The following is a 24,085-nucleotide window of genomic DNA, read 5'->3' as shown; positions in this document are numbered from 1 at the left end:
GCTGTGCCACTACATTTACTGGCGAGGCAGCATTGCATGCTGGGCATAACTTGAGACCTGCGAGGTATGCACAGTGGTAACAGAGCACCAAATGCTCATTGGGGTCATGTTCACCCGTGTGTGAAAGCTCGATATGCGTTGCATCGCAATCCCAGCAGTGACCACAACGAATGGTTTTACCCGAGGCGTACTCAGGGTCGATTACATGGAGGTGCATAGGGGCATCCCTTTTGAAAAGAAAGTCTGTTTAGAGCAAGTCTTTTTCAGTGCCTCACGTGGAGGCGGGGATTACCGGAGACGGTGTCGATACTCGCTGAGCTCGGCTCCATAGGCGAATAGGGGAAGACGATAGAGGGCTGCATTTGCAGATTTGAGCATTTTGAGTAGCAGTGCGGAGATCCTAGCGTTCCTAGCTGCTTGGTCGAGACGTAAAATAGCGAGCGCTGCCGTAAGCGCTTGCTTCTGGAGCTGGCGAAGGGTCAGGGGAGGATAGCGTCGCTCGTAGTCGCAGTAGCCTAAAAACCCACAAGGCTCCATAGAGATCCGGCGAGAAATTACTCTTAGATTTCCTGCTGCCCTTCCGAGGTCGAGCTCTCTACTACAGATTACGGTCATCGCGTAATCGAGGTAGCTAGAGCGCAATTCCTTTTCAAGGCTAATTGGAAATATTTCACCTTTTTCTAGGGTATTGCCTTCATCGCCTTCCTCTGGGGCGGTAATTTCGTCAATAACATGGTGAATGTGATCTAAGCGTACCGCTGCCTCGAGCAGTGCTATCTGGCGGGTTTCCTCCTTCTCACCCCATGACGCAGCCGGACCAACACTGTCAGTGTCCTCCTCTAAGGCTGGATTGTTGGTTTCAGGGCGGTTCATTTTTGAGCTACCTGGAAAAGTGCGAATATTTATCTACCACCGGCCCAAAATAGCTCGAAGCTCCCTGCGTTTTCAACTCCCCTACAAAATCGTTTGTAGTGACAGATGCTCCCACGCTGCTCGCACTGCCTGACAGGACTGATAAACGCTTTGGCCGTCACGATTACTAGGGGCCTGCTATGACGGAGTGCGGCATCGCCAGGCACTCCCTTCCGCGTGAGCGGAAACTAATTGTCATGCGTTACCGCTCAGGCTTACTCAGAGGGCTTGATGCCTCTCCCATTGGGATACGACCGCTAAGCTTACCCACATTTGCTGATCCAGAAATTCAGCAATCTGCCCTAGGTCCATCGTCAATCAATAGGAAGGGATCATCTCTCAATTAGCGCCGTCACAAATGTAGAAGACCTTTTACCAACCCGGTCCGCTACTCTCGTAATCTACTTTAGAATTATTTTTTATTTAGTGATGCTAACCAACTGGTTATTAGGGCAGCCCCACCTAATACGACTGCCGCCCCGAACTGCTCAGTTGATTTCTTACCAAACTCCGCAATTTTATCCGAACATGAAGTACAGAATTCATCATCATACAAATCACCCCCTCTTGCATAATCTCTACATCCAGGGGCACGACACACGTAAATATTCCTATGACAGCTAATGCACTCACACTTATCTCGGCGGAGATTATTCATTTCGGCAACATCCGGCGTCATAACCTCCTCGCAGAAAGGACATTTCCCTTTGTCTTTAAAGCTCGCCAATCTAAATTCTCCCAATCTCTGTGGTTATTATGCAAGTCAAGAGTAGCAGAACCATTTTAGAACCTTGAGATAGATGCGACAACACTCATTGGCTGAAATCGTTCGATTAGGTTTACCATCGCTGACATAAGCTTATAATCGTAGATCGAAGTCGGACTGTAAGTCATGCTAGGCAAGTTATCTTTAAGAACTCCGCCCTAATATTGCTCGGATCATTTCCTCGTGATCACCTGAAAATGAATCCGGCCGCTTGCGCCCACCAATAATATAATCCGGGATAGCTTTCGGCATCGGAACAGCTTCTTTCGGAAGTCTCTCGAGCATCTCATGAACTTTTGTCTTTAGCTTTCCAAACCCTACAACTTCGGCGTAAGACATCATCATCACAAGCATGATCCTATGCAAATCAAAGATAAATTGGCGCTTATTTTTCTGACGAACAAGATTAAAAAACTCCAAAGTTCCCGCCTGCTTATAATCCGGAACAGATTTATAGGCTGCAAAGTCTTCCATTACAACGCGTTGCCGGTATATCACTAACATCCTGCTATAGTCCCTTACTACTGAAAGCAAATCCTCCTCAACCGGAGGAAGCTTTGTAAAGAACCATTCCGGACGTAGTCGTGATGGCATAAAAAACTGGAAGTCAATTCCTGATAGAAATGACATCGTGTCTACCACCATTGATTTCTGCTCGGGTCGAGAAAAAAAGGCTTGTGCAATCACGGCTCTTTGTTCTTTTGAGAGGCTTACCATGTAGTTCTCTCCAAGCTGCAATTCGATAAACTCGTAAAGATGTTCCGGACCGAGTTCCAGATCAACCTCTTCCACACCCGACCTAGACCATCCAGCTTCATTATTTTCCATTACGAACGGGTTGAGATTAAATTCTGCGTATAAAGCTGACCGACATGGAGACCCTGCTAATGCGGCAAAAAACTCTCGAAGCGAGTTCTGATCATGATGATAGACTGCAGTTTCAATGAATTCACCAATGACTCGTTTAAACATTAACGAACAAAGCCCGCCGGTATGTACTACGGCCATATTTAGGAAACGCAAGATAGCATCCATTGCTCTACGCGTTTTAAGCTCAAGGTCGCTATGGGTTAGCACCTGAATACATTCAGCTACATTTTCGAGAAACTGTACCGCATTGAAGAACGCATCATCAGCGCGAATTTTGTCTAAGCAGTTCGAGTAGAAAAAATGTTGAAGACCGTATGGATCCTTAGAGCAAACATAGTCGTTCAGGTAAGACTCAACATGCTGCAAGTCTTCCAAACTCAACGTCGACGCTACTGCTATGAGCTCTTTTTCACGCATATCGCGCCAGTTTCCTATAGGGATTTCTGGACTACGCCTCGGTCTTTGTAGAATAAAGACTGGGGTCAGCTTTAGCAGTTCCGTTTCGCTGAGCGCGCCCTCCGAAAATACTGCCCCCCAGACCTTGGTATATTTTTCGCAATTTACAACCGAGCCGGCAATATTGAAATTGATCGAATGCCCGTGTGAGTATGGCTTACCGTTGTTTCCTGTCGCAGGCTGCTCCCAAGCCGGAAAAGCCGAAAGAATTTGATTTCCCCGTAGCTGAATTCGCAGCTTCATCGCCTTGAAAGTATCATCGATAAGTGCATACCCATAGAGCACCCCTGCTGGATTCTCTGCTGTAGGATAAGTAGAGTCTTCTCGATCTAAGTTCTCGAACGCTTCAGAGAGAGCGCTGATGATGTCGTCCTCTGTAAAACCGCAAGGATAAAGCGTCTTCCAAAGATACCCGGACTTGTAGTGGACATCGGGCTTCATAGTTATGCTAGCAGCACTGCCGGTGAACATCTGACGAGGAATTTTCAACGTAATGACGCCATTCTGAAGTTCTCTCGCGTAGAACCAGTCGTCATGTTGATCTGCGTCATACTCCAGGAGATGCACGATACTTTCGTGATGTTTTAAAAACTCTTCCCAGCCATCCCAAGTATGGAGCCCCCCAGCCAGAGCCTTGTCAGTACTACGCACACCTTGTTTAGTGATAGGCCGAATAATAATTTCGCCAATCAGAATGTGCGTAAGACCTTCCTTTGTAAGTTCATAAGCGCCATCTTTTCCGAAGCGGATTGGAAATTCCCTAGGCATCGCGGTCCCTTAATTTTTCTGTCAATTATGTCCTTTCGTGAGCCAGAACGCATTTTGGAATTGTAGGCTTTCGAAATTTATGCAAATTTATTCGAAATAAATGCGAGTGGCTCGATCTACCTAATGCTCTTAAGTGCTGCCCGACGAACCCTGTCGAACCACGATGATTAGTCAACTTTCGGGGACATGTTCGTATAGCTTCTCAGTCGGTCTTTCTGTTGGTAAATCCGGCTACGACCAACCCCATCATGAAAGCACCTAGGAATGCCTCAGTCCCGCATATCATCCGTAGAAGAGTTGTCTTTGGTAGGATGCCCCCATATCCCAAAGTTGTGAAGGTCACCATAGAAAAGTATATATAGTCAAAGAACGATTCCGGTGGTGGGTTTGCTTGTATTTGATCCTGTAAAGCGTGATACAGAAATGCGTAGATCAAAATAAAGAACGATGAGGAAAGGGCAAGCCGATGAAGCTTTACCCCATGCCCCCAAAGGGCCCAGTCTAAAATCGAATAAAACCACTGTAACTTGTGCTCAGCATAGATAGCTAGATATTTAGGCCTTCCAAGGTATTTAGCAATGTATCTGGCCTTTTTTACCAGCACCTTACTTCCACCCATCGCTTTGAAATTTTTAGCAATAGTTAGCCAGCTACCAGGGTTACCTCGCGGATACAAGTCTGAATATTTGTAATAACGTTTCGCGTTGAATAGATTTCGTCGATGCGCCAACTGCTCTTGATAGAGGTAATGCGCAGCGAATTTTTTTTGCCCTGCCGCGTTATAGGAATTCTTCAATAGCCTATAAGCATCTTCATTCCATATTTCATTTTTCTCAGGGCTATATGATATAAGGTCCTTCAAATCGCAGCTATCAATGAAAGGTAATACTCGGCACCTTGTAAATGACAACCTGAAAAATGTGGAATTCGTTGCGTAAAAACTCCCAACATCACACTTCGCGAAGTGAAAATCTTGTATTTTTGAATTCAATATCCTCGTAGCATCAAACTTACAGTATTTGAACTTATAAAATGCTTGCTCAGTATTTTCAATGGTGAGATTCACTAAGCTAGAACAGCTAATTATTTTAAAGCTTCCGTAAATATTTCCTGTGATACTGAGCCCATCTAGGTCAGCAAAATCCAAATTCATCTCAGATAGGTCGGTATGAGCTGGGACTGTCACCTCTCCCAGCTTAAGTAACTCTGGGCCTCGCCAAATCGAGGTGCGAGTATTAGGCCGGACATTCCTCCAGCCGCCCATCGAAAAGCAATCAGTGTGACCGAGGCTTGCACGAGTCAAATCTACAGGCAACTTCTTACCCGTTCTTATTTTTATCCACTCAAAATAAGGGGTAAAGTTGGAAATATTTTCGTTTTTTTCGTGATGACTCTCTCGGGAGAAATTCCATTGAGCGCTTGATGCATCAGCTTTGCTGATACAAAAATATTGAGGCGCTCGATATGATGTTGTCTTTTTTATTACAACATGCTCCCCTTCACCATTGAAGAAGTCTCCAAGACGCAAGCATAGCATTATCTCGTATTCAGAGATTCCTATGGTTGCCAACCACACTTCGAAGTCCGGCAATGTTTTTCTGAAATATCCAAATAGCATCGGCAGATCATTTTTTGCACGCCACTCGTTAAACTTAGCTGGTGTTAATTGCCAAAGCTCGGCGGCACTAATGTAATTTTTCATGCTTACCTAAACATTGATTACGTTAAACCCGCTGCCCCTGCGTTACAGAGCTACTCGCAGATGTATTTGCAGGAAGCGCCGCATTGATGAGCTCCTCCAAAGCTTCTACCAACTTCGTCACTGCTGGTTCGCACCCTGGCGCAACTCGAAGCAGCTCGTCCAACTTTCGCCCCAAGCTCGCGTTACCGGTTGAATACTCACGCGGATCGTCTTTAATTTGCAGAAATGTGCATATTTTATGCAGATTTTTGCCGACACTATTCATCTGTCCCCGCTCGTAACGAGAGATCTGAGAATGGTGAACACCGACCGCGCGGCCAAGATCTACGAGCGTTAGACCCCGACCCAAGCGAGCTTGGCGGATCTGCGCCCCAACAAGGGTGACATCGGATGAGGAGTTGAATTTTTTTCCCATAATGTGCAAAATATTTGCATATATTTTCACAGAAGGCGAGCAGAATGGCGGTCTACGTGGATTCAGAAGAAATCCTGTGGCGGGGCAAGCTCTGGTGCCATCTGGCAGCGGATACTCTGGATGAACTTCACTCGTTTGCCTCTCGACTAGGCCTGCGCAAAAGCTGGTTCCAATCCAAGGGTTACCCGCACTACGATGTGACCGTTTCGGTGCGTGAACGCGCGCTGAGAATGGGAGCAATCGACGCCGATCGCGAGACAATCGTCGGTCGCTGCAAGCAGCTGAAGATGGAACTACGTCAGCAAGTGCTAAGACAGCAGGTGCTGGCACTCGCCTGAAATAGCTTAAATAGATCAAGGAGGATTGATGGCGCCAGTACCTCAACCGCGTCCGATGGCACTTACCGTAGCCAAGTACATGCTCAAAGCGCGGGAGAGCATGCGCTTCGAGGACGATGCCGATAGCCTTCAATACATTCGCTTTGGATACTTCGGCGAGATTGGTGGCTTACTTTCCTCCGTGAAAAAAGCAGGTCGTGACCGCTTGCAGGCCGCACAGAACGACTTGGCCGCAGAAGAACTGGGCGACGCGCTGTGGTACTTGACCATTGCGGCGCACCTTCTGAAAATCCCCGCCGACGCTCTAGGGGAGCACTGCATCCTTGTCCTTCGCGATGAATTCGGCGAAAGCAAGAAAGCTCCCGCGCCGCCGATTACGTTCCGTCAGATAGACGGTCTTATCGAAACACAGCGCGATGAGGATACAATCCCCCGCCCAACGCAGCTGGGTAAGCTCGCGCTAAGCGCCGGCGTGCTGGCTGAAATGTCGCATGCCAGCTTAGTAAGCATGGCGCCACCCAAGCGCGAGGCTTATTTCGGACAGTTGTTGTCGGAGCTCGCCAAGACCTGCTCCAGCTTCAACCTAAACCTTGAAGATGTGGCCTTGGGAAACCTGGAAAAAACGGCCAGTCGCTGGCCAAGTGACCAGAAGCGTGAATTTCCACTTTTCGATGAAGGCTTTCCGGAGCATGAGCAGTTCGAGCGCGAATTCACTATCGAATTCATTGAACGCGGCGAAGGCCAGAACAAGCATGTGGTTCAGCGCCTGAATGGCGTCTATATCGGTGACCGCCTTACAGACAACAGCAACGAGCCTGACGACTATCGCTTCCACGATGTCTTCCATTTGGCTTATGTGGCGTATCTGGGTTGGTCACCAGTGTTGCGAGCACTGCTCAAGCGCAAACGGAAATCCGACCCCGCCAAGGATGAGAACGACGATGGCGCTCGCGCAGCGATCATTGAAGAAGGCATCGCCACTTGGATTTTCGATCACGCGAAAAAATATGACTACTACGCAGCAACTCAGCCTGGACGGCTCGACTACGGCCTACTCAAGCAGATCCAAGGGATGGTTCGGGGTTACGAGGTTGAGCGATGCAAGCTTTGGCAGTGGGAGCTTGCCATCATCGAAGGTTTCAGAATGTTCCGCGAACTGCGCGAGCATCGAGGAGGCTCGGTGGTAGTCAACATTACTGAAGGGACGCTGACTTTTCACAAGCCCCCCAAAGAGGCCTACACCCAATGACCCCTACATCCTTCGTAAAGGCCTTGTCTGAATTCAGTCTCGACAATGTGTTCAACCCGTACGCAGACACCTGCCCTGTGCATGATCGCGCGGGCGCTGCCGCCTCTCGTCGCAAAAACCTGAAAACCTATCTTCAGGCTGTATTCGATCTAGGCACCGACACCATCTGGATGGGTCGTGATCTGGGATATCGCGGCGGACGTCGGACCGGCCTGGCCCTAACCGACGAATTCCACCTTTGCGAAATGACACGCGTGTACCCAGGGTGTGAGTCACAACAGGCAACTCGAGGGCCAGCAATCGCCGAACGGACCGCTGCAGAGATCTGGGCCATCCTGAAAGCCATCGATATTCCTCCCCTTCTGTGGAATGTGTTCCCATTTCATCCACATGAACCAGGCAACCCATTCACCAACCGGAAATTCAGCGCAAAAGAACTGGCTTTGGTGGATGAGCTTAATAGCGAGCTTTTCAGCTGGCTTAGAATCAGGAAGATTATCGCCATTGGCCAGGACGCCGCGCACTATGCGTCGCGCTTCGGCCTGCCCATAGAAACCATTCGCCATCCGAGCTACGGGGGAGTCCGAGACTTCCGAGCAGGGATGGCCAAACTTTACGATCTGCACCCTCATTTTTCCCAGGAAAGTCGCCAGGCTTCGCTGCTCTGACGGTTGCCTTCAACCAGGTAGAGCAGCCAAGAGATCTTTGGTGACACTCACCTTGCCAAAGGTCTCCGTATCCAAATACGCATGCGTTGCGATACAGGTAAGCACTCCACACTCATATTTGGATTCCTTGCCTACAAACGAGTGAAGCTGACTCAACCCGACAAGGTTGCCCAGCGCACGCTGGCAGTACCACTGAGAGCGGTAGATCGCAGTCAGATCCAGCTTGCCATCTGTAATTTTGAAGCTCAGATGACTCAAGCAAGGGACGTTGAGGGGTTTTGCATCTCGAGATGGGTCGAACACCGGTAATTCATAGCCATGTCCGTCGAGTGGCGGTGCCAGGTCAATATCGGGATCACTGACCCCCAGCTCGAACGCCGATTGGTACTTGGTACCGTTGTGCGTTTGAAGCAGACGCTCAATCAGGTCGTCCAACGGATTGATGGTCCCTGTCCCGTTTCGACTCGGACGACTCATCATGCGCTGAGCATAGGTACCCCATGAACTGCGCTTTTTGCCCTTGACCAGCAACGCCAAGTAATTTGTGTATAGCTCAGGGCGAGAAAATCGTCGGGCCAACCCATTGGGGAAAATGGTGCCCGCCACGGTCTCGACACTCAGGTCCCCACGACTGCTGCGCAACACCGCATCCACAGCCTTGATGATTTTCAGATCATCCTTGCCCAGCTTCTGAGGAGCGCTGATTTCCAGGATCAAATTCCGATCCTTGCGCTGCTTGCATCCCGCCAAATGTCGCGCCGCAGCCACCCAAGCCTGCCCCAAACTTTCAGATGCGATCAGTTTTGCCATTCTCTACTCCAAAAGCACATTCGGCATGCGCGCTTACATAGGCGCCTGAAATCCAGGCGTGTCCGTCTACACCCCACTGGGGGCCCCAGCTATTGCGCACGTAGAACCATGGCGCACTATTTCCATCTTCATGCCCCACGCCAATAGCGACTACCGCATGGAGAAGTCCTGGCATGACCTGATCACCGAAAGCCACCAGGCCCCCTTCAGGCTTGAAAAAATTGGGCGTTACCCGCAGACCCAATCCGATCGGCTGACCGGCGCTTATAAAACAGGCGATATCGGTAGGGTCAGCTGATACGCACTGCAATAAGTCACCGTAATGCTGAAGTCCCGAGGGCAGATCGGGAATTGGGAGCGAAGGCTCTTCAGAGCAGTAGGGGAACGCGGCTTCCTCAGGCTGACCGACACGAGATGCCTCTCGCATCGCATCGAAAGTGATTCCGCCGCCCGGCGCCCACCCCGGCGTTAAAATGGCGGCCGCCCGATAAAGGTATTCAGGGCTCAAATCGGCGGGAGATTTCGGTCGATTCAGATCCGATAATGCAAATGCCAGGCAGGTCGGACGTCGCCCCTGAGGCCTTGCTGGCGAGCCATAGCCATCGAGCAACACCTTAGGGACGATCACGCTAGCCCACCCTTGAGCAACTGCTTACGCGAGTGCGGCGTCAGCCCGAGATTCAACGGCTCAAACTTGGCGCTTGATCTGAATGTATCAGTGGCTAGGCTCGAGGCATCCCATGGCGCGCGCTCCGAGAGCCGCACGCTTACGGGCTCGGAATCGCTGGTCCTTCCGCCAGTGAGGAGGTAGTCCATCATCTCAGTACCGCCGAAAACCGGCGACTTACCCACTGAAGGCGTCGAAGATACGGTCAAAGGCTCCAGCTGAAATCCCTGCGCCTTTAACTCTTCGGAATCGGCTTCCCAGAGATATCCTGACGGTGCACGGCTTGGCAATCGAACAACCAGCTGGTCATCCGGTCGAGGCTCAAGGATTGAAGTTCGATCATCGCTGTCGAGCAGCCACACCTCTTTGCGGGTATCCACCAACCGGTCGCCGAGCAGCGCTTTTTTGATCATCGCAGGCTTGGTCCGCAACATTTCCCGGACTTGATCAGCGCTCATGACGCCATGCCGGTTGAGCGACCATGCCGCCGCTTCGTAACTGACCCCCATGCGTAACGCCAGTTGATAAAGGACGTCAGGCCGGAACAGCGCTTGCTTGGTCCATTGCTTGCGCTGCATGATTTTGACGATCAGTTTGCGAGGCACCAGCAGGTTGTACCCGAACTGATCCGCTTCCTGCTCGACGAGGGCAGCCTGAGAACCGTAATAGATTTTCTCGTCGGCGCTGCTGCCGTGGCCCATGAAAAAATGACCCAGCTCGTGGGCACAGGTCATATGAACCAAGCCTGCTGGGCGATCCACATTGACCAATATTCCAGGCGTTTCATCACCCAGAAACGCCCCGAGCAGCTTTTCCATGGGGCGCAACATAACCATCACCCCAGAATCAGCAGCTATCTGGAAGGGGTCTATTCGCGTGTATCCGTCCTGCTCGATGCGGGCCATCGCACCGCTCTCATCGATGACCTCGACCGCACGCTGTGCGGCTCGCAAAACAACATCGCGGAAGCCCATTCACTGTCCCTTGTGCTTGAGAAACTCGGCGAAGCGAGCTACCTCATCAATATCCTGCTGCGAAAGTCCATTTACTGCTCTGGCCAGAAACGCGAGCTGGGTGGGGCCGGAAGGCGCTGGGTCTCTTCCGGTCATCAGGTACTCCATAGACTTGCGATAGAGCTTGGCGAGCTTGCTCAGCTCCGTCGCCTCCACCTTTCGGTTGCCCGACTCGATGTTGGTCACCGCCGGACGAGAGACCCCGAGCGCATGAGCCACCTCATCTTGGGAAAGCCCCACATACTCCCGAGCATCTCGCAGGCGCTCAGCCAGGCGTAACCTGTCCTGATCCTCCACCGAGGAACTATGCATGGGCCTTTTCCTTCAGGTGCTTAAGGATTCCCGACGTGACCAGCTTGACGAACTGTTCTTTGGTTTCGTAGCCGCCGTTACGGATCACGACATCCACCGGGATTTTGACTTTCAACATTTTCCCGATATCAACCAGCGCCTCGATAGCCATGACCGATTCCATCGGCGCACCCAAGTCATCAACCGACAGCGGGTCATCAACGATTTCGAGCGCACGCTTATCCCAGAACTGGCCAAGGTGTTTCTCAATGTCGTCTTTCATTTCGATGGTTCCGAGGTAAGAAAATCGTACATTACATGTCTGAATTTAAGTCGATACCGTAGAAATTGCAACGTCTACCGATGCATCAATCTCTGGAGTCAGCTCCCAGCACGGTACCTCACCTTGTCAAACAGCAAAGCAGACGCGAAACCCGTCGAATGAAACCCACTGAACGCCATTACCGAAGTTCAGACGCCCAACCACCTCCGTATTGCCGGTATAACCCTCAGTCTTAAGAGCCCGTGCAACTTCAGACGCTCGGTCGTGGATCAGGTCCTGAAGGCCATGAATTCGTTGTCGCTCTAACTCAGCGTCTGTCACCGCCTGAGCGGAAATCCCATTGCCTGAATACCCGCCTCCCAGAGGAAAAAGAAGCAATCCGTCCGATAGCGGGGTGATGAGATTGATACCGGCGGCCCTCAGCATTTTCCTGTCTTCATCGGTGTAACGTTGACTGAGAGACATGCTACTGCCCTGCATCTTTGCTGCCTGCGTGAGGTGCGGCCAGTTTGCATGCAGCGTTTCAATAACCGAACTGTCCGACCAGGCACCGTGCTGATAGATGCCCACCGCATGGAATGCATCATCAGTGGGAAAACCGAATACCACTGGACCTGTGCGCTCGACGAAGCTCTTGTTATTTGCGTGCTGCGCCTGCCCAAGATGGAAGTGGTAAATACCCCAATCCAGTAGCAGCCCATCCTTGCCTTTGAAGTCTTCAATTTTCAGGCTCAGATGCGGCGACAGGTCTTCACCGGTTTCTATTTTAACTTTGAGCTCTGCCCACCCTGCTTCGTGTTCAAGTGGGCAGGCGAAGGCATTAGCTAAATGCACGGCCCTGGGCCTTGGTTCGACTCTGCGTGTTCTGGCATGGAAAAACAGCGCTGCCAATTCCTCAGTCTTCGCAGAAGCAAGTTCCATCGCCCAGTGCTCTTCCATGATCCGCCGCATCTCAACGATCCAGTCCGCCTCAAAATCCGTTTTCAACAGCACCAATTCACCCTCTGATCATTGGCAAATGGCTTGCGCCGAGCAGGGTTCTCGACTGCGACCAAGCGTATTAATATCACATTGGCATCACGGTTGCGTAACCGCGCAAACCATACGCTTGCGACGCAGCAAGCACCTGAAATCAGAGAGCAAAATGAAACAACAGGCAAGATTTAAGCGGATTAACGGCCGCAAAAGATACAAAGAAATCGCCTTCCGCGCAGTAAAAGTTCTTTCAAGCGTGGGCACACTAGGTGTAATCGTCGCAACGTCCTACAGCTTTCTTATTAGTGACACCAAGCTCGTTTATGAAAAGCCGTACGGACGCTCTTACGTTTTTTCATTAATCAATGATTCGCCCGCTGACATCATCGTTGAGAAATTCAAAATTTCTTATCCCGATCAGCCAGTGATCGCGAAAACCACCAAAGACATTTACGTATTGCCCAAGGACGGCGGGCTGGAAATGCCTGGGGGAAATATCAGCACGGTTCCAATCGTCGAATTCCATGAACTGGATGGCGAAACAATTTCTGCTAAGGACACTCATAAATTCAGGCTTCCGCCCCTCAATAGCCGGGACTATCTGCAGTTGGAAGCCGCCATCTTTGAAATTACGTACGAGGTAACACCTAAAAACAAACTGCTCAGCTACATCGATAAAACACTAAAATTTTTAGCACTAAGAAACGAAGAAGAGTCTTTACGCTACATAGTGGTCGAAAACTACTGGATCCCGACGCGCTCCAAATCTCCCTATGAAGCCATCCGCATCGCTTGCCGAGATAACGACATGCTTTCCAGAGGCGATCTGTGCACACGGTAATCTAGCAACTCACTGCCTACTTACGCACCCATCTCTATCAATTATAAGAGCATTTACCTCTACTCCGTATTTAGACGGCAAAAATGAACGCAGCACATCGGCGAGAGCTTGCTCATTTTCACTACCCTTCAGGCTCTCATGCGACAAACGTCTATTGAACAGCAGTGCGTCAGCTTCGAGTTTATTAAAAACACTCCGGAAATAACGATTCAGAAACTTTCTGTCCGCATCTCTGGCCATGATCTCTCACTATTTTTTTGTAAGGCAGAAGGGGGCGACTACCCTCCACCTTCCTCTGCCTGGTAATGCCTCGTGCCCATCGGAAACTCATCAAGGCTCAGTAGCGAGCGATAGTGCGAGCCAGATGCGTCGCCACGATCGCCAAGGTGTTCGCGAGCTGCATAGCCGGTGTGGGATTCAGCACGAGGTGATACTGAGACTCCAGCTTAACCAGCTTACGCAGCAGATAGCGCTCCTCCTTAGGTGACACATCGGAATGGCGTAACCGCGCCTCGATAGCCGAACGGTAGCCCCGGTACTCGTTCAGGAACTGGTCGCGCTTGAGCGCCGTGGTGAACGGCAGGCATGCGTAGAAGGAGGAGGAAATGAAGCATGACAGCACGGCATTCTCTTGACTTAGATGGCCCTGCATCCAGAGCGCAAGAAGGGGCATCAAAATGAACAACGGCAGAAGAAAATACTTGTAGACACCCGCTGTGGCAGGCGCGGACCAGAAGCTTGGGCCGTACTTCGGCTTTTTCATCACGACTTACTCCATGTGGTTGATCTCCCGACATGAATAGCATCTCTGCTCAGCGGTCGCACCTGAAAACCATGCAGTTCCTACATCGCCGTCAATCTTGGGATTTTTGATGAGCAGGATTGGCTCTGCCACTCACCGGCGGCTACGAGAGAGCCATCGACCGGAGCGAGAAGCTCCTTTCGCAAGCCCGTCATCCAAGGTCTCGTAATTGGCTCTCTCAAACGCCATCGCTCTCAACCCCCGAAACAGGGCACCTCCGCTTAGAAGCGTTCCGAGTAGAGAGGTATGAACATCGACAACGGTCCAATGACTGAGCCATCGCGCAGCATGCTTACTCCGCTGTAGAGGTCCTTGATGGGATCGACCTCTGGCAGACCATCCAACAAATACCGATCACCTCGAGCCACATTCACCAGGTGCTTAAAGACGGAAAGCTCGATGCCCACGAATGTCCCTGAGTGAACGCCTAACCTGAAAGGGTCCCAACTGCGATGCTTAATCTGCATGCTTTTGAGGTCAATCAACGGCTCGTCGGTATCTTTTGCGTAGTAGCCACCTACGAAGTACCGGTTAAGGTCTGCGAAGGCGAACTGCCAAATTGTCACTGGAATACTGCTCTGCTGCTCCAAGCGCCGCGATCGCCGAATGGCAAAAGCCAAGTGTGGTTGGTCGATCTTCATCAGCGCATCACCATAGTGGCTGGCGATGACCCGTCCGGAGAGACGGAACGCGGTGTCTCCCGATATTGGTTCCTGGCCCTCTGTGCTTGGGTCTTCTGCATACAGCTTGGTCTGAACCTTGGGCTTAGATTCGGTTGCAAACCGGGTGGCCACGATATGGCCTTTCACCCTGACGGCCTGGCCCTCGGCGTCCAACACCCGAACCCGCGTGAACTGATTCCGCCAACGCTCAAACTCCTCCGTATTAAAGCCCACCGAGGTGTAGCGCCCCTTCGCCTCCGCAAGTACAACAGAGCCCGCTCCATCGCTGCATAGATAATCAGGGATATCCCCTGGTACGGCACGCACTACGGTAAATCCTTGGAAGTTCTCGCAGAGGTCGTCGATCAAGCTATCCAAATGCGCGAAGTACTTAATTCCCAGATGCTCATGCAGAAACCAGCGACAGAATGCCTGCCCCATCTCGCTGGACTTGCTCCGCTTGGCATTGGTTGATGCGCCCACACCGTCACCTTGAAATCGGAACTCGTCGTCTGGCATCAAGAATCTCATGTGCTCAAACTGAGCAGGATCCGGAAACGGAGGCTGAGTGCCGTAGGTGTCGAGGTAGAAGTGGTGATAAAGACCAGCAAGGTCCAGATCGATGACCGTTTTCGCCTTCTCTTTGGTAGCTCCCTGGAGCGTAGGAGGGATTGGCTCGTATTTGTTGAGTGCCAGATACATTTTTTTTTTCATGAAAACCTCTCGATTCCGTCTTTCTACTCTACCGCGCTTGGTGCAGCGCTAAGCGCCGACTGCCCACTCGACACTCGCGCTGTCAAAAAACACAACATCTATCTCCCCGAGACGATCTCTGAGGGCTCTGAATGCGGTCTCACAGAACTGCTGGTTGCCCAGATATACCGAGCACGCAACCCGAGTCACATTCGCTTGCGATAGCCGTTGAAGTAAGTGCGCTTCCTGCTCGCCCATGTACGGATAATCACGATTATGTGACTTTGTGTACATGGCCGTTAGCAGTTCAATAACTGCTATTTGGCACACCTGACTCCTTGAAAAAATGCCGAGCCAGGCATCGGGGCTCTTGGCTGTGAAATCGCACTCCACGTGGCCCCACTGGCTCGACGCGCAATTATGGTTGCCGTGGGTAAGCCGACTGTCACAGTTGATTTGAGGAAGCTCACAACCCGACGGAAAGCCGGCGCCAATTTTCATCGCATCAAACACAACGACTAGATACACTGGCGCTGGCAAGTGATGGCAAACAAGTAGCACATCGGCGGTGTCGATGAAGCGTGGAATGGGTTGAACTGCAAGTCAGGAGAGAATGGTCGGTGACCAAAGCAGTGACGCGTTGCAATTTTGCATACCAAAGGCCTGACCTCAGGAATCCTGATAGCAAAACTCAAAGCTGGGTAGGCGACTACCTCGTCTGGTGGTACGGCCCCGTGATGCGTAATAACAGGGCGATGTCCATCCCCCTTGCGGCCGTACTGTTCCGCGAACTGAAGGATAATGTCCCTGGTGAGTTTAAGGTGGCCCACGTTCCCTTCACCAGCCTTCCCCATTACAGAGTCGGCACAATCTGGCGCAATGGTCACTGCATATCAGACACCGAGCTCGACACGGCAAGGCTAACGGTAAACTTCAACGCATCAAGACGGCGGATTACATCACGCAGAGGGCTCATCGCCGCGGATCAAGGGAAACTTTTCTCAGATTACGAGTATCCGTTACTCAAGGGAAACGACGATGCCTGCAAGCTTCTCGACTTCTCGTTGGGTGATGATAAAAATCTACTGATCCCTTGCACAGAGTACTTCGTACGTGCCTATGCCAGAAACATGGAGATCTGCAGGGCCCTTGCTAATTTACGCTGGGACGATGTGTTTAACATTCTTTATCAAAACCCGAAAGCAGAGCGTAATCTACCCGTTTGGCTAGTTCGCCCGGGCCCGAGAATGCGCTTCTTCGACGCAGTGTTCCTGGCTCACATTCTCTATGACCCATACACGGCTAGCGTTGTAAAAAGGGTGAATTCGCAATTCATATCTCAAGCACCTGGCAAGCCCATGCTCCTCAAATGCGAACCATGGTTCGAAGGGCATGGTGAGATCCTCGGTCGGGGCAAATGGCTGAATGGCGGAAAAACTTTTTTGTGCTTGGATCTGATGGGAACAAGCATGCCCGAAGGTCCTGAAGTTGAATTTCAAAAACTGAAGTTCGACAGCAGCGAAGGTATAGATGGCCTCGGAAGAATCGTGCTGCCGCGCCCGATCAAGAGCGCTGCCCTCGAAGAGTTCCTCCAAGAACGCTCTACGATTGAGCCCGATCGACATGCCGAAATCTACGAGGCGAAAGCCGCGCCTTTCAAAGTGCTTGGCGAAAAACGGCCAGTGAAGAAATCAAAATCTGTCGTGAAAGCCAATAAAAGCCCACTTGGCCCAGCGCCACCTGAGGCAGAAGGAGTTTCTGCAGGTACTGGCACCGGAGGTGGGAAGAACGTCGGCAAGCTTGAGACCGTGTCGGATGCAGAGTATGAGACAGCACCTGACGTGGCGCTGGAAACACAAGGCTTTTTCATGGACATCTGGAATGCACTCAAATCAATCGCCGCTGCCAATCCGGAAAAGATCCTTCGCGTTGACTGGTACACGCCCGTGGCACGATTCAGCAGTAAGCCGCCACTCGGTGTCGTTGAGCTCGTGGTCGAAAACGAAGAGGATCTTCCATCAGATGTGCGCTCCTGGCTGTATCTCGACCGAAGTGCCGGACTGCGACGGGGAATATTGATCGTCCGCATCAAGACGAACAAGGGTAATTTCTTTTGCTTCGAGGTTCAGCGGAAGGACGGAAAAAAAGGTGAAATCCCTCCGGGATCTGCAGGATTGTTGATGACGTTCAGCGGAAATGAAGAGGCATTCAAGCATTTCGTCAACGAGCTATGCAGAAGGATTCCCGGCTACAGAGGGGTGTTCAGCAAACTCAAGACACTGTACCCAGAAGAATACGTCACGTTTAACCATGGCAAACATGACAAGGAAATTCTTTACCGGAACATCCTCATCAACAAATTCGGTGAGCTTGATCTAGCGCTTGCCTGATCGTGGAGCTATACCGATTCCCTAGAGAAGCGTCCCGCTGTAGCCGGCGAGATGAACTAGGCTTCCGGAAGCTCTTTACAAGGACGACCGTCATGACTGACTACTCAAACTGCAAGATCCCCACGGCCGACGCTCTGACACTGCTCCTGCACAACCAGCACGCCCTAGGCGCAGCGATCGAAGAAATCACCAAGTGGCTTTCAGAGAATGGTGTAGAGAGTGTTGCAGCCAATGCTGTGGCAGCCATGGAAACCCTGGATGCAAATTCAAAAGCGATTGCGGACGCGATCATGCAACTACGACAGTTCTAGATAACTACCCCGAACTCTGGAGTCATAGATAACTTTCCGCTATGGGACACTATCCGCAGGCTGCGGCTGCGCAGCATGATGCTCAGGTAGAATGCGGAGAGATGGCCAAGCCGATGGTGGGTTACCCTTCAATCGACGATGGTTCGCTCATAGGTGCCCGCTGATGGCACCCACAGCACCCCTTGTTTGCATTCAATGTTGAATCCTGCAGTCCCCTGATAGGTTGCCGGAACATACACTAGTGCCTTGCGACTGATCCTGCCGATACCATGGAAATAGGCCAAGGCCTTAACAATCCATCGGGACTCAAAATCACTTGTCTCGTCGCGTTGTGGCAGTAAATCGACAAGCTCTCGCTCGCGTTTCGCTATTTTCTGTTGCCTCGCCCAATTCGTATCCGGACGAGTGTTCAGTCCCGCGCTGTAAACTTGGTTCAGGTACCCGATGAACCCTGTGACACTGGCCACAGTCCCCGGCGACTTACACCAATAACCATCAAGCGCTTTCTGGTCGATCATTGCAGCGGCCTTCAGCCGCGAGTGATCCAGCAGGTCAGAGGCAGACCGTAAGGCGAGCCGAGCGGATCGTAAGCTAATGCCACCGGTCGCCAGCCGGCTTTGCAGTATGCGGTGATAACCAGCAATCAACTGCTGGGGCCAAGGCTCTCGGGGTTGCTCCATGATGCCCTGCACTCGTCGCTGCTCAGAATCTGCCTCGCGGGCCTGCGCGCACACCACCAAACCATCGAACTCGCTTAGCCAGCGTACTGGAACACGGACACGGCGCAATCCTTCGGCCGAGAAATGCCGCAGCAGATGAGCGTACGGAGGCACATCCTGCGAGACGTTCTCGAGCTTTTTGAAGAAGTCGTAATAGGCATTGATCTTCAGGGCCGCCGCCTTGGGGCCAAGCTCAAGCAAAGCCCAGCTTCCGAAACGTTCAAACCGCTGCGCCATGGATGGCACGCTCAAGCCGGCAATGTTTATTGCCAGGCGCTTGTGGAAAGTTCTCTCCCAATAGCACTGCTCACATTCTTGGCCGCGCCCGGCTGGTGTGCTGACGCCACAAGTCACGCACGCATGTACGTCCTCTGCAATGCAGATCTTGCAGCGCCGCCGGCCATCAGGCCCCGCAACTAGCACTCGATGTCGCCGGCAATCAGGGCATGTCTCGGCAGCAGGCCCACTGCATTTTGGGCAAAGCAATTCACCAGTCAGCGAGTTCTTCGCTGTTCGCTGTGAAAGAGTTCCACAGCACTCGCAAATAGCCGGCTCACGAAAGTGCACTGCGCAGGGTTTGCACACAGGCCCATAGGGGGTTATTCGCCCGACTTTGAAATCGACCTTGTTGCATCGGGCACATGGCCCACTCCTCAAGCAGGGGCTGCAACGAGCGGCCTTATCAAATGTCGGAAGTCTGGAGAAATTGCCGCAGTCAGGACAGAGTCGACGCTTGAACAGCCGTGGATAGCAGTTCCCGCAATAGCGCTTTTCTTGGTAAATCCTTTTGGGCTGCTCAATGGCACGACCACAGCCGTCGCATTCACAGCGATCCAAATGCTCAACGGATGCCACTTCGTCTGACCTTTCGTTTCAGTCGCAACCACATACGCAGCGTCTGCGCGGGGCTACTGGGATGTTCACGGCCAACATCGCTCATCAAATGATGTCCGGGCGGCCGCAGTGCTGCGACCAAATCCAGCAGAACTGGAGGCGCACTATTAGGGGAGAAATGCAGAGTCGAGGCTGGAAGTGACTCATGTCGTGCTACTTCGATAAACGTTTGTGGCCCGGCTGACATTATCACCCACACGATGCTGAGCAGCACAGAGCGTTCAGCGGGAGAAAGGTATTCAAGGGGTAAACCCAATGGGATCGGCTGAAAAGACCCAAGCGGTATGCCCAGTGATTCAAAGAATCGTCCGGTAGCAGCGCTATGGCGACGTATTGATGCCTGGGCAAAACTCACCATGGTTCGTGCAATGGTTAACCAATCGCGAAAATCGAGAGTCGATGTTCCGTACAGGGGCCGCAGGCCAATGCTTTCGTCCACGTACCTCTGAAAAGCCAGCGCAGCTTCTGCAGCAGCGCTCCGAGCCCCGCCGCTTAGCGCAGCACCGCACCTATGGCAGTCGCTGAGCATGGCACCGGCTCTCAGCAGCTCCGGCTGCAGAGGAGCCAGACAACGTCCACACCGATCAACAAGCGTTACCCCGTGGATAGGGCAGCAGGTATGCCATGCCAAACGCCATTGGACGCAGTACCGCGAGTTATCTTGCGCAATGCAGTCGGGGCAGCATTGCAGACCCCCACTATGATGTCCCCCTCTGCAGCCCAACACCGTTAACCAGGGCCAATTCCCACGCGGCAGTCTGTCCGGCTGGCGCACGATCGAAGACATCGCACGCCCAAGGGTAGCAGACTGCAGACTCGCGCAGGGTACACCCGACAGCTTGCTCAGAGCCGCAAGCCTATTCTCTGCCACAGATCGATCCAGATCACTTGCCCAGGCTCTAAAGTCAGGCCATGCGATTGCGGTCAACGCTGCGGGGGAGCAGCCATGAGCAAGTGCCATCCTGACAATCCACGAAGTTAGAAGCTCGTCGCCGAGCAACGGTTTACTGAGGGGCCAGATCGGGTTTACAAGGCCTGCTCCCGGATGCCACGAGTAGGACGTAACCATGACATGCTCTCGATGAGTTCTATGTCAATGCACTCCTTACCAGAAACTATGGCCTGCTTCGAACACTCCATCAGAAGCCGGTGCACATTCCCCAGGTTACCGCCGGAAATAGCGTGTACACGCCGAGCCTTGTCTGGATGTGCCAACCCAGAGGGCTTCTTCAGCGGCAATATCGACTCAAACCCTTTGAGCATACGCTGGAATTCGGGATCGAGCTTCCACTGATCGAGCTTGATGACATCGAAGCGGCTGGCGTGTTGTGGGTCATGATGAAGGATACGAACTGCATCCGTTGTGCCGACACCAATGATCGGCATCACCAGTTCATTACAAAGCGACTTCAAGGCGTTCATCACCTCACGCTGCTTGATTGCAGAGCCCGTCAGCAACGAATGGAACTCATCAATGATCAGCATTCTGACCCTGAGCTCGCGGAAGGAATGGATCACCTGGTAACGCAATGCCAATTTGGTATCCGTGATCCTGTAAGGCATCCATAACTGCTCCAACAAAGCCACATACAGAGCCTTCTCGTCGGCAGCAGACGGTGCCTCCGCCAGAATCAAGGGGCGGACCGGATCATCATTTTCGTCGACGTACCCTTCGCCATGCGTTTTCTGGAATCGCCTGATGATGGTCGTCTTGCCGTTGTTGGAATCGCCCACAATCAGCAGATTAGGCATGCGAGCTCGCTTGGGCATGACGATCAGGTCATTGAGCGTGTCAAGGATAGTGCGAGCCGATGCATACCCGATCCAGCGCTCCTCTCCTATGAAGAGAATCCGATCCCGATCACTCAGTTGCAACACTGGCCGAAAATCAGGATGAATGTGTTCGTATGTGCTCATTCGACTTCACCTGTTGATTCGACCTCCGAAAGCATAAGTAGATCAGAATCCTCCTGAATCGGATCCAGTACCAGCTTCGCAACGGGCTTGCTCGGTTGGGCCGGAGTACCCTTCTTGCTGTGGGTACGACTCTTCTGAGCGTCTTTGCGGGCTTTCTTACTGTTCGCGGACGCCTCTTCGACAAGCTTTCGGTTTTCGACGGCGTACTCGGCGATCAAAGCATCGTCTATGTTCTCGCGCCCTTCGCTGACAGCTTTGTCCTTGGCAGCGTGATACTCCCAGAGGGTTACCGCAGGAAATGCCTGGTATGAGGCTGGCACCCGGAAGTATTGCTTCAGAATAGGGTCGTAGAACCAAATGACGCTTACATCCCTAGGATCCCGCCTGAAGAGCAGTTTGAGAGCCTTTCCGGTCGCGGGATCCTTTTGATTGATCCAATGACGTAGCGCTTCGGAGTAGTAGAACAAATCCCACTGCACACCATACGTCTGCACTGTCCTGCGAACAGATGGGAGGAAGTCCAGCTGTACCGCCAAAGGATCCGTCGGTCGCGCCGGCACGCTGATCAGGGGATCTACCTCCCGATTACCGAAGAATGCCAACTGCCACTTGCGAGCTGGGCTCATGTGGAGCTTTTTATGGTAGGTCTGGTGGTACTTCAAAATTGACCGAACCAGCCATACCTCGAATTCCGCCATTGTGAGAACGGCTTTAGCATCCGAGTCATAGCCCTCACGCTCCTGAGGGTTACTGAAGGTGGTTCCCGGTAGCTCGTGCACCATCCTCATGAAGGTGCCAAGCACCCGCTCAATTCGACCACCGTACTTTGGAACCTTAGATGGTCGGAAGACGCTGTCTATCCCGTAGTTCTTGCAAGAATCTACGATGTTCTGCGCCCTGAAGTCTGCACCGTTATCAGTGTGAATCGTGCGCGGAAAGCCCCATACCGGCCACTCTCCACGGATGTCGTGGGCAGCCAGCCAGGCTTCCTTGGGCAAAATCGAATGTGCGATGCACATCGCCACAGATGTCTCGGAAGGCGACTCGAACGCCAAGTAGTAGCCAACGATCATGCAGGAGTAGATGTCGATGGCAAGGGTGAGCCATGGCCGACCAATTGGCTTGCGATGGCGTTCGTCCACCACAATGAGATTGACCGGGGTATGGTCGATCTGCACAACGGCTAGGGGATAGCCTTCGTCTGGAAACTGACCGACTGAAGGTGTGTGTCTATTGTTCGCCTGCTCGGCATATCCACGCCGGCGAAGCTTCACCACCTCGGGAATCTGTCGGATCCGGGCCCTGATAGCGGATGCACCCGGAGGCTGAATGTCTAGCACTCGCGCTCTGCGTTCGACTTCCGAAATGGTAGACTGAACCGTGTACCTTTGCTCAGTCAGGTAGTAATCAGCCAGCACCTCTTGTACGAGCTTTTCTCCTTCAACAGAAAGACGCGTACTGCCCTCACGCCATCCTCGTTTGCGCGGAACGAGAGCCAAGACCTCATTCCATCGATTGTAGCGATTCAGCCAACGATAAAGGGTTGCCGGGCTGATTCCTGTCGCCTTCGCGCGCGCCGCGACAGTTTCTTTGGATAAGACCGTGTTGCCTAGCAATGGCAGAATGGCGGAGTAACGCTTTTGCGCAATAGCCCAGGCATCCGAGCTGATGCTGCTGATATCGTGGTTAACGTATAGACCGTCCAGTTTTTCCGCATCCACCGCCCTTAGGTCCAGAATCTGTAGAGCCGCACTGCGACCGGTCTCGACCTCCGTCGCGATCACCGTTTGCAGATCCAAGATCTGAACAATCCGGTAGACCTGCCTGTCTCGCCGCACCATCGCGCCGACCTCAATGGGAACGCGAGACCGAACGGGCTCAAACGGGACCAGATGCTCGCTGGTGTCGTCTTCATACAGTTTCATGATCAGGCACCCAGAGTTCGAGGTCATGATTCAGCGGTTCAGTAATGTCGCAGTCAACCTGACGCGTGGCGATCAGGTACCACAGCAGCGATACGCCTCGATCGCGGAAAATACCGTTGAAATGCCGTGCTAGGAGGTAGTGCACCGGAGCAACTTCCATCTCGCGCAGCGTATTCAGCACTGTATCGATGTCACTTTGTTCAAAGATCATTCGCTCAAAGCGCTCGAGGAACACAATGTTTTCGAGCGCAAGGCCACGAATCCGCGACTCGTCATAAATGCGGAACTGCCACCCCTGGCTACGAGCCAACCGGCGTGCTTCCTTCCACTTGCCTGACCAGGCTCGCCAGTTCTCTACCCATTGTTCCCTCGGTTTTACCTCCACAAGCAGCGGCCGTAGCACGCCAAAGTAAGGCAAGTTCTGCTGGTGGTAAAAAACAAGATAATCAGGCGTGTAGATCTGCGGGCGTCCTAGGGAGTCGGAGAAAGGAACCTCCACCGGTTGGGAGATAACCGACTCAACCTGGTGAGAGAAGCGCATACGCTTCAGAAAGTCTCTTTCCAATGACGACTCGAAAGCGACCCCACCTAACCCTTTGAAAGCCATCACTCCTGAAATGCTGCGGCGGGTCGGCTTGATCTTCCGAACCGGCTTAATCTGGTCGCATTTATTTCCGATCATTTTTTATATGGTCTCATTTATTACCGACAAGATTCTCAGTAATTTCAGAAGGTTTTGATGGCCGAT

General features: G+C 52.2%; 21 protein-coding genes. 6 read left to right on the top strand and 15 right to left on the bottom strand.

The annotated features are described in order from the left end of the window. Positions 1-288: 288 nt before the first annotated feature. The 3 genes from LCH64_RS17085 to LCH64_RS17075 all read right to left on the bottom strand — a co-directional run bounded on the left by LCH64_RS17085 (position 289) and on the right by LCH64_RS17075 (position 5,474). Positions 289-873 carry a hypothetical protein gene (locus LCH64_RS17085; protein WP_226500816.1) on the bottom strand — a complete coding sequence of 195 codons (585 nt, stop codon included), beginning with the start codon at positions 871-873 and terminating at the stop codon, positions 289-291. A gap of 949 nt (positions 874-1,822) precedes the next feature. Continuing rightward, complete coding sequence (locus LCH64_RS17080; RefSeq protein WP_226500815.1) at positions 1,823-3,772, bottom strand: hypothetical protein; 1,950 nt, start codon at positions 3,770-3,772, stop codon at positions 1,823-1,825. Between the two features lie 202 nt (positions 3,773-3,974). Then, complete coding sequence (locus LCH64_RS17075; RefSeq protein ID WP_226500814.1) at positions 3,975-5,474, bottom strand: potassium channel family protein; 1,500 nt, start codon at positions 5,472-5,474, stop codon at positions 3,975-3,977. A 459-nt stretch (positions 5,475-5,933) separates the two neighbouring features. On the opposite strand from LCH64_RS17075, the gene LCH64_RS17065 reads away from it, so the two are divergent. Genes LCH64_RS17065 through LCH64_RS17055 form a run of 3 tightly spaced genes read left to right on the top strand, consistent with a single transcriptional unit; the run spans position 5,934 to position 8,144 of the window. Then, positions 5,934-6,227 carry a DUF4031 domain-containing protein gene (locus LCH64_RS17065; RefSeq protein ID WP_053154488.1) on the top strand — a complete coding sequence of 98 codons (294 nt, stop codon included), beginning with the start codon at positions 5,934-5,936 and terminating at the stop codon, positions 6,225-6,227. A 28-nt stretch (positions 6,228-6,255) separates the two neighbouring features. Continuing rightward, entirely contained in the window at positions 6,256-7,476 is a 1,221-nt protein-coding gene (locus tag LCH64_RS17060; RefSeq protein WP_102354790.1) for a nucleoside triphosphate pyrophosphohydrolase family protein, read from the top strand. After that, positions 7,473-8,144, top strand: coding sequence for a uracil-DNA glycosylase (locus tag LCH64_RS17055; RefSeq protein WP_226500813.1), 672 nt, complete (start codon positions 7,473-7,475; stop codon positions 8,142-8,144). The genes LCH64_RS17060 and LCH64_RS17055 overlap by 4 nt, the downstream gene beginning before the upstream one ends. 9 nt (positions 8,145-8,153) lie before the next feature. Here LCH64_RS17055 and LCH64_RS17050 read toward each other — a convergent pair whose 3' ends face one another. The 6 genes from LCH64_RS17050 to LCH64_RS17025 form a co-directional block, all read right to left on the bottom strand. Then, complete coding sequence (locus LCH64_RS17050; RefSeq protein ID WP_102354788.1) at positions 8,154-8,954, bottom strand: hypothetical protein; 801 nt, start codon at positions 8,952-8,954, stop codon at positions 8,154-8,156. After that, on the bottom strand, positions 8,932-9,582 hold the full coding sequence (locus LCH64_RS17045) for a C1 family peptidase (protein WP_226500812.1): 651 nt from the start codon (positions 9,580-9,582) through the stop codon (positions 8,932-8,934). Before LCH64_RS17045 ends, LCH64_RS17050 begins: the two co-directional genes overlap by 23 nt. Continuing rightward, positions 9,579-10,595 carry an ImmA/IrrE family metallo-endopeptidase gene (locus LCH64_RS17040; RefSeq protein WP_226500811.1) on the bottom strand — a complete coding sequence of 339 codons (1,017 nt, stop codon included), beginning with the start codon at positions 10,593-10,595 and terminating at the stop codon, positions 9,579-9,581. The genes LCH64_RS17045 and LCH64_RS17040 overlap by 4 nt, the downstream gene beginning before the upstream one ends. Further along, on the bottom strand, positions 10,596-10,946 hold the full coding sequence (locus LCH64_RS17035; RefSeq protein ID WP_008439377.1) for a helix-turn-helix transcriptional regulator: 351 nt from the start codon (positions 10,944-10,946) through the stop codon (positions 10,596-10,598). Further along, positions 10,939-11,208 carry a hypothetical protein gene (locus tag LCH64_RS17030; RefSeq protein ID WP_102354786.1) on the bottom strand — a complete coding sequence of 90 codons (270 nt, stop codon included), beginning with the start codon at positions 11,206-11,208 and terminating at the stop codon, positions 10,939-10,941. Before LCH64_RS17030 ends, LCH64_RS17035 begins: the two co-directional genes overlap by 8 nt. A gap of 126 nt (positions 11,209-11,334) precedes the next feature. Next, positions 11,335-12,201 (bottom strand): hypothetical protein, encoded by an 867-nt coding sequence (locus tag LCH64_RS17025; RefSeq protein ID WP_226500810.1) that lies wholly within the window; start codon positions 12,199-12,201, stop codon positions 11,335-11,337. A gap of 151 nt (positions 12,202-12,352) precedes the next feature. On the opposite strand from LCH64_RS17025, the gene LCH64_RS17020 reads away from it, so the two are divergent. Continuing rightward, the gene (locus LCH64_RS17020; RefSeq protein WP_102354784.1) at positions 12,353-13,024 is read left to right on the top strand and encodes a hypothetical protein; all 672 of its coding nucleotides are present in this window, start codon (positions 12,353-12,355) and stop codon (positions 13,022-13,024) included. A gap of 337 nt (positions 13,025-13,361) precedes the next feature. On the opposite strand, the gene LCH64_RS17015 is transcribed toward LCH64_RS17020, so the two are convergent. Together LCH64_RS17015 and LCH64_RS17010 are read right to left on the bottom strand one after the other, a co-directional pair. After that, complete coding sequence (locus tag LCH64_RS17015; protein WP_226500809.1) at positions 13,362-13,787, bottom strand: hypothetical protein; 426 nt, start codon at positions 13,785-13,787, stop codon at positions 13,362-13,364. Between the two features lie 260 nt (positions 13,788-14,047). After that, positions 14,048-15,202 (bottom strand): hypothetical protein, encoded by a 1,155-nt coding sequence (locus LCH64_RS17010; protein ID WP_226500808.1) that lies wholly within the window; start codon positions 15,200-15,202, stop codon positions 14,048-14,050. Positions 15,203-15,801: 599 nt separating this feature from the next. Here LCH64_RS17010 and LCH64_RS17000 point away from each other — a divergent pair. Then, entirely contained in the window at positions 15,802-17,571 is a 1,770-nt protein-coding gene (locus LCH64_RS17000) for a hypothetical protein (protein WP_226500807.1), read from the top strand. A gap of 92 nt (positions 17,572-17,663) precedes the next feature. Beyond that, the gene (locus tag LCH64_RS16995; RefSeq protein ID WP_226500806.1) at positions 17,664-17,882 is read left to right on the top strand and encodes a hypothetical protein; all 219 of its coding nucleotides are present in this window, start codon (positions 17,664-17,666) and stop codon (positions 17,880-17,882) included. A 128-nt stretch (positions 17,883-18,010) separates the two neighbouring features. Here LCH64_RS16995 and LCH64_RS16990 read toward each other — a convergent pair whose 3' ends face one another. The 4 genes from LCH64_RS16990 to LCH64_RS16970 form a co-directional block, all read right to left on the bottom strand. Continuing rightward, positions 18,011-18,838, bottom strand: a complete 828-nt coding sequence (locus LCH64_RS16990; protein ID WP_226500805.1) for a hypothetical protein — start codon at positions 18,836-18,838, stop codon at positions 18,011-18,013. A 1,683-nt stretch (positions 18,839-20,521) separates the two neighbouring features. Beyond that, positions 20,522-21,412 carry a TniB family NTP-binding protein gene (locus LCH64_RS16980; RefSeq protein ID WP_226500803.1) on the bottom strand — a complete coding sequence of 297 codons (891 nt, stop codon included), beginning with the start codon at positions 21,410-21,412 and terminating at the stop codon, positions 20,522-20,524. After that, a complete protein-coding gene (locus tag LCH64_RS16975) occupies positions 21,409-23,337 on the bottom strand; it encodes a helix-turn-helix domain-containing protein (RefSeq protein ID WP_226500802.1) in 1,929 nt (642 codons plus the stop codon). Before LCH64_RS16975 ends, LCH64_RS16980 begins: the two co-directional genes overlap by 4 nt. After that, positions 23,324-23,878 (bottom strand): TnsA endonuclease N-terminal domain-containing protein, encoded by a 555-nt coding sequence (locus LCH64_RS16970; RefSeq protein ID WP_346269195.1) that lies wholly within the window; start codon positions 23,876-23,878, stop codon positions 23,324-23,326. Before LCH64_RS16970 ends, LCH64_RS16975 begins: the two co-directional genes overlap by 14 nt. Positions 23,879-24,085 lie beyond the last annotated feature (207 nt).

Source organism: Pseudomonas sp. MWU16-30322, from assembly GCF_020515535.1.
In the GTDB taxonomy this organism is placed as follows: Bacteria; Pseudomonadota; Gammaproteobacteria; order Pseudomonadales; family Pseudomonadaceae; genus Aquipseudomonas; species Aquipseudomonas fluorescens_H.
This window is presented reverse-complemented; position numbering and strand designations above follow the sequence as displayed.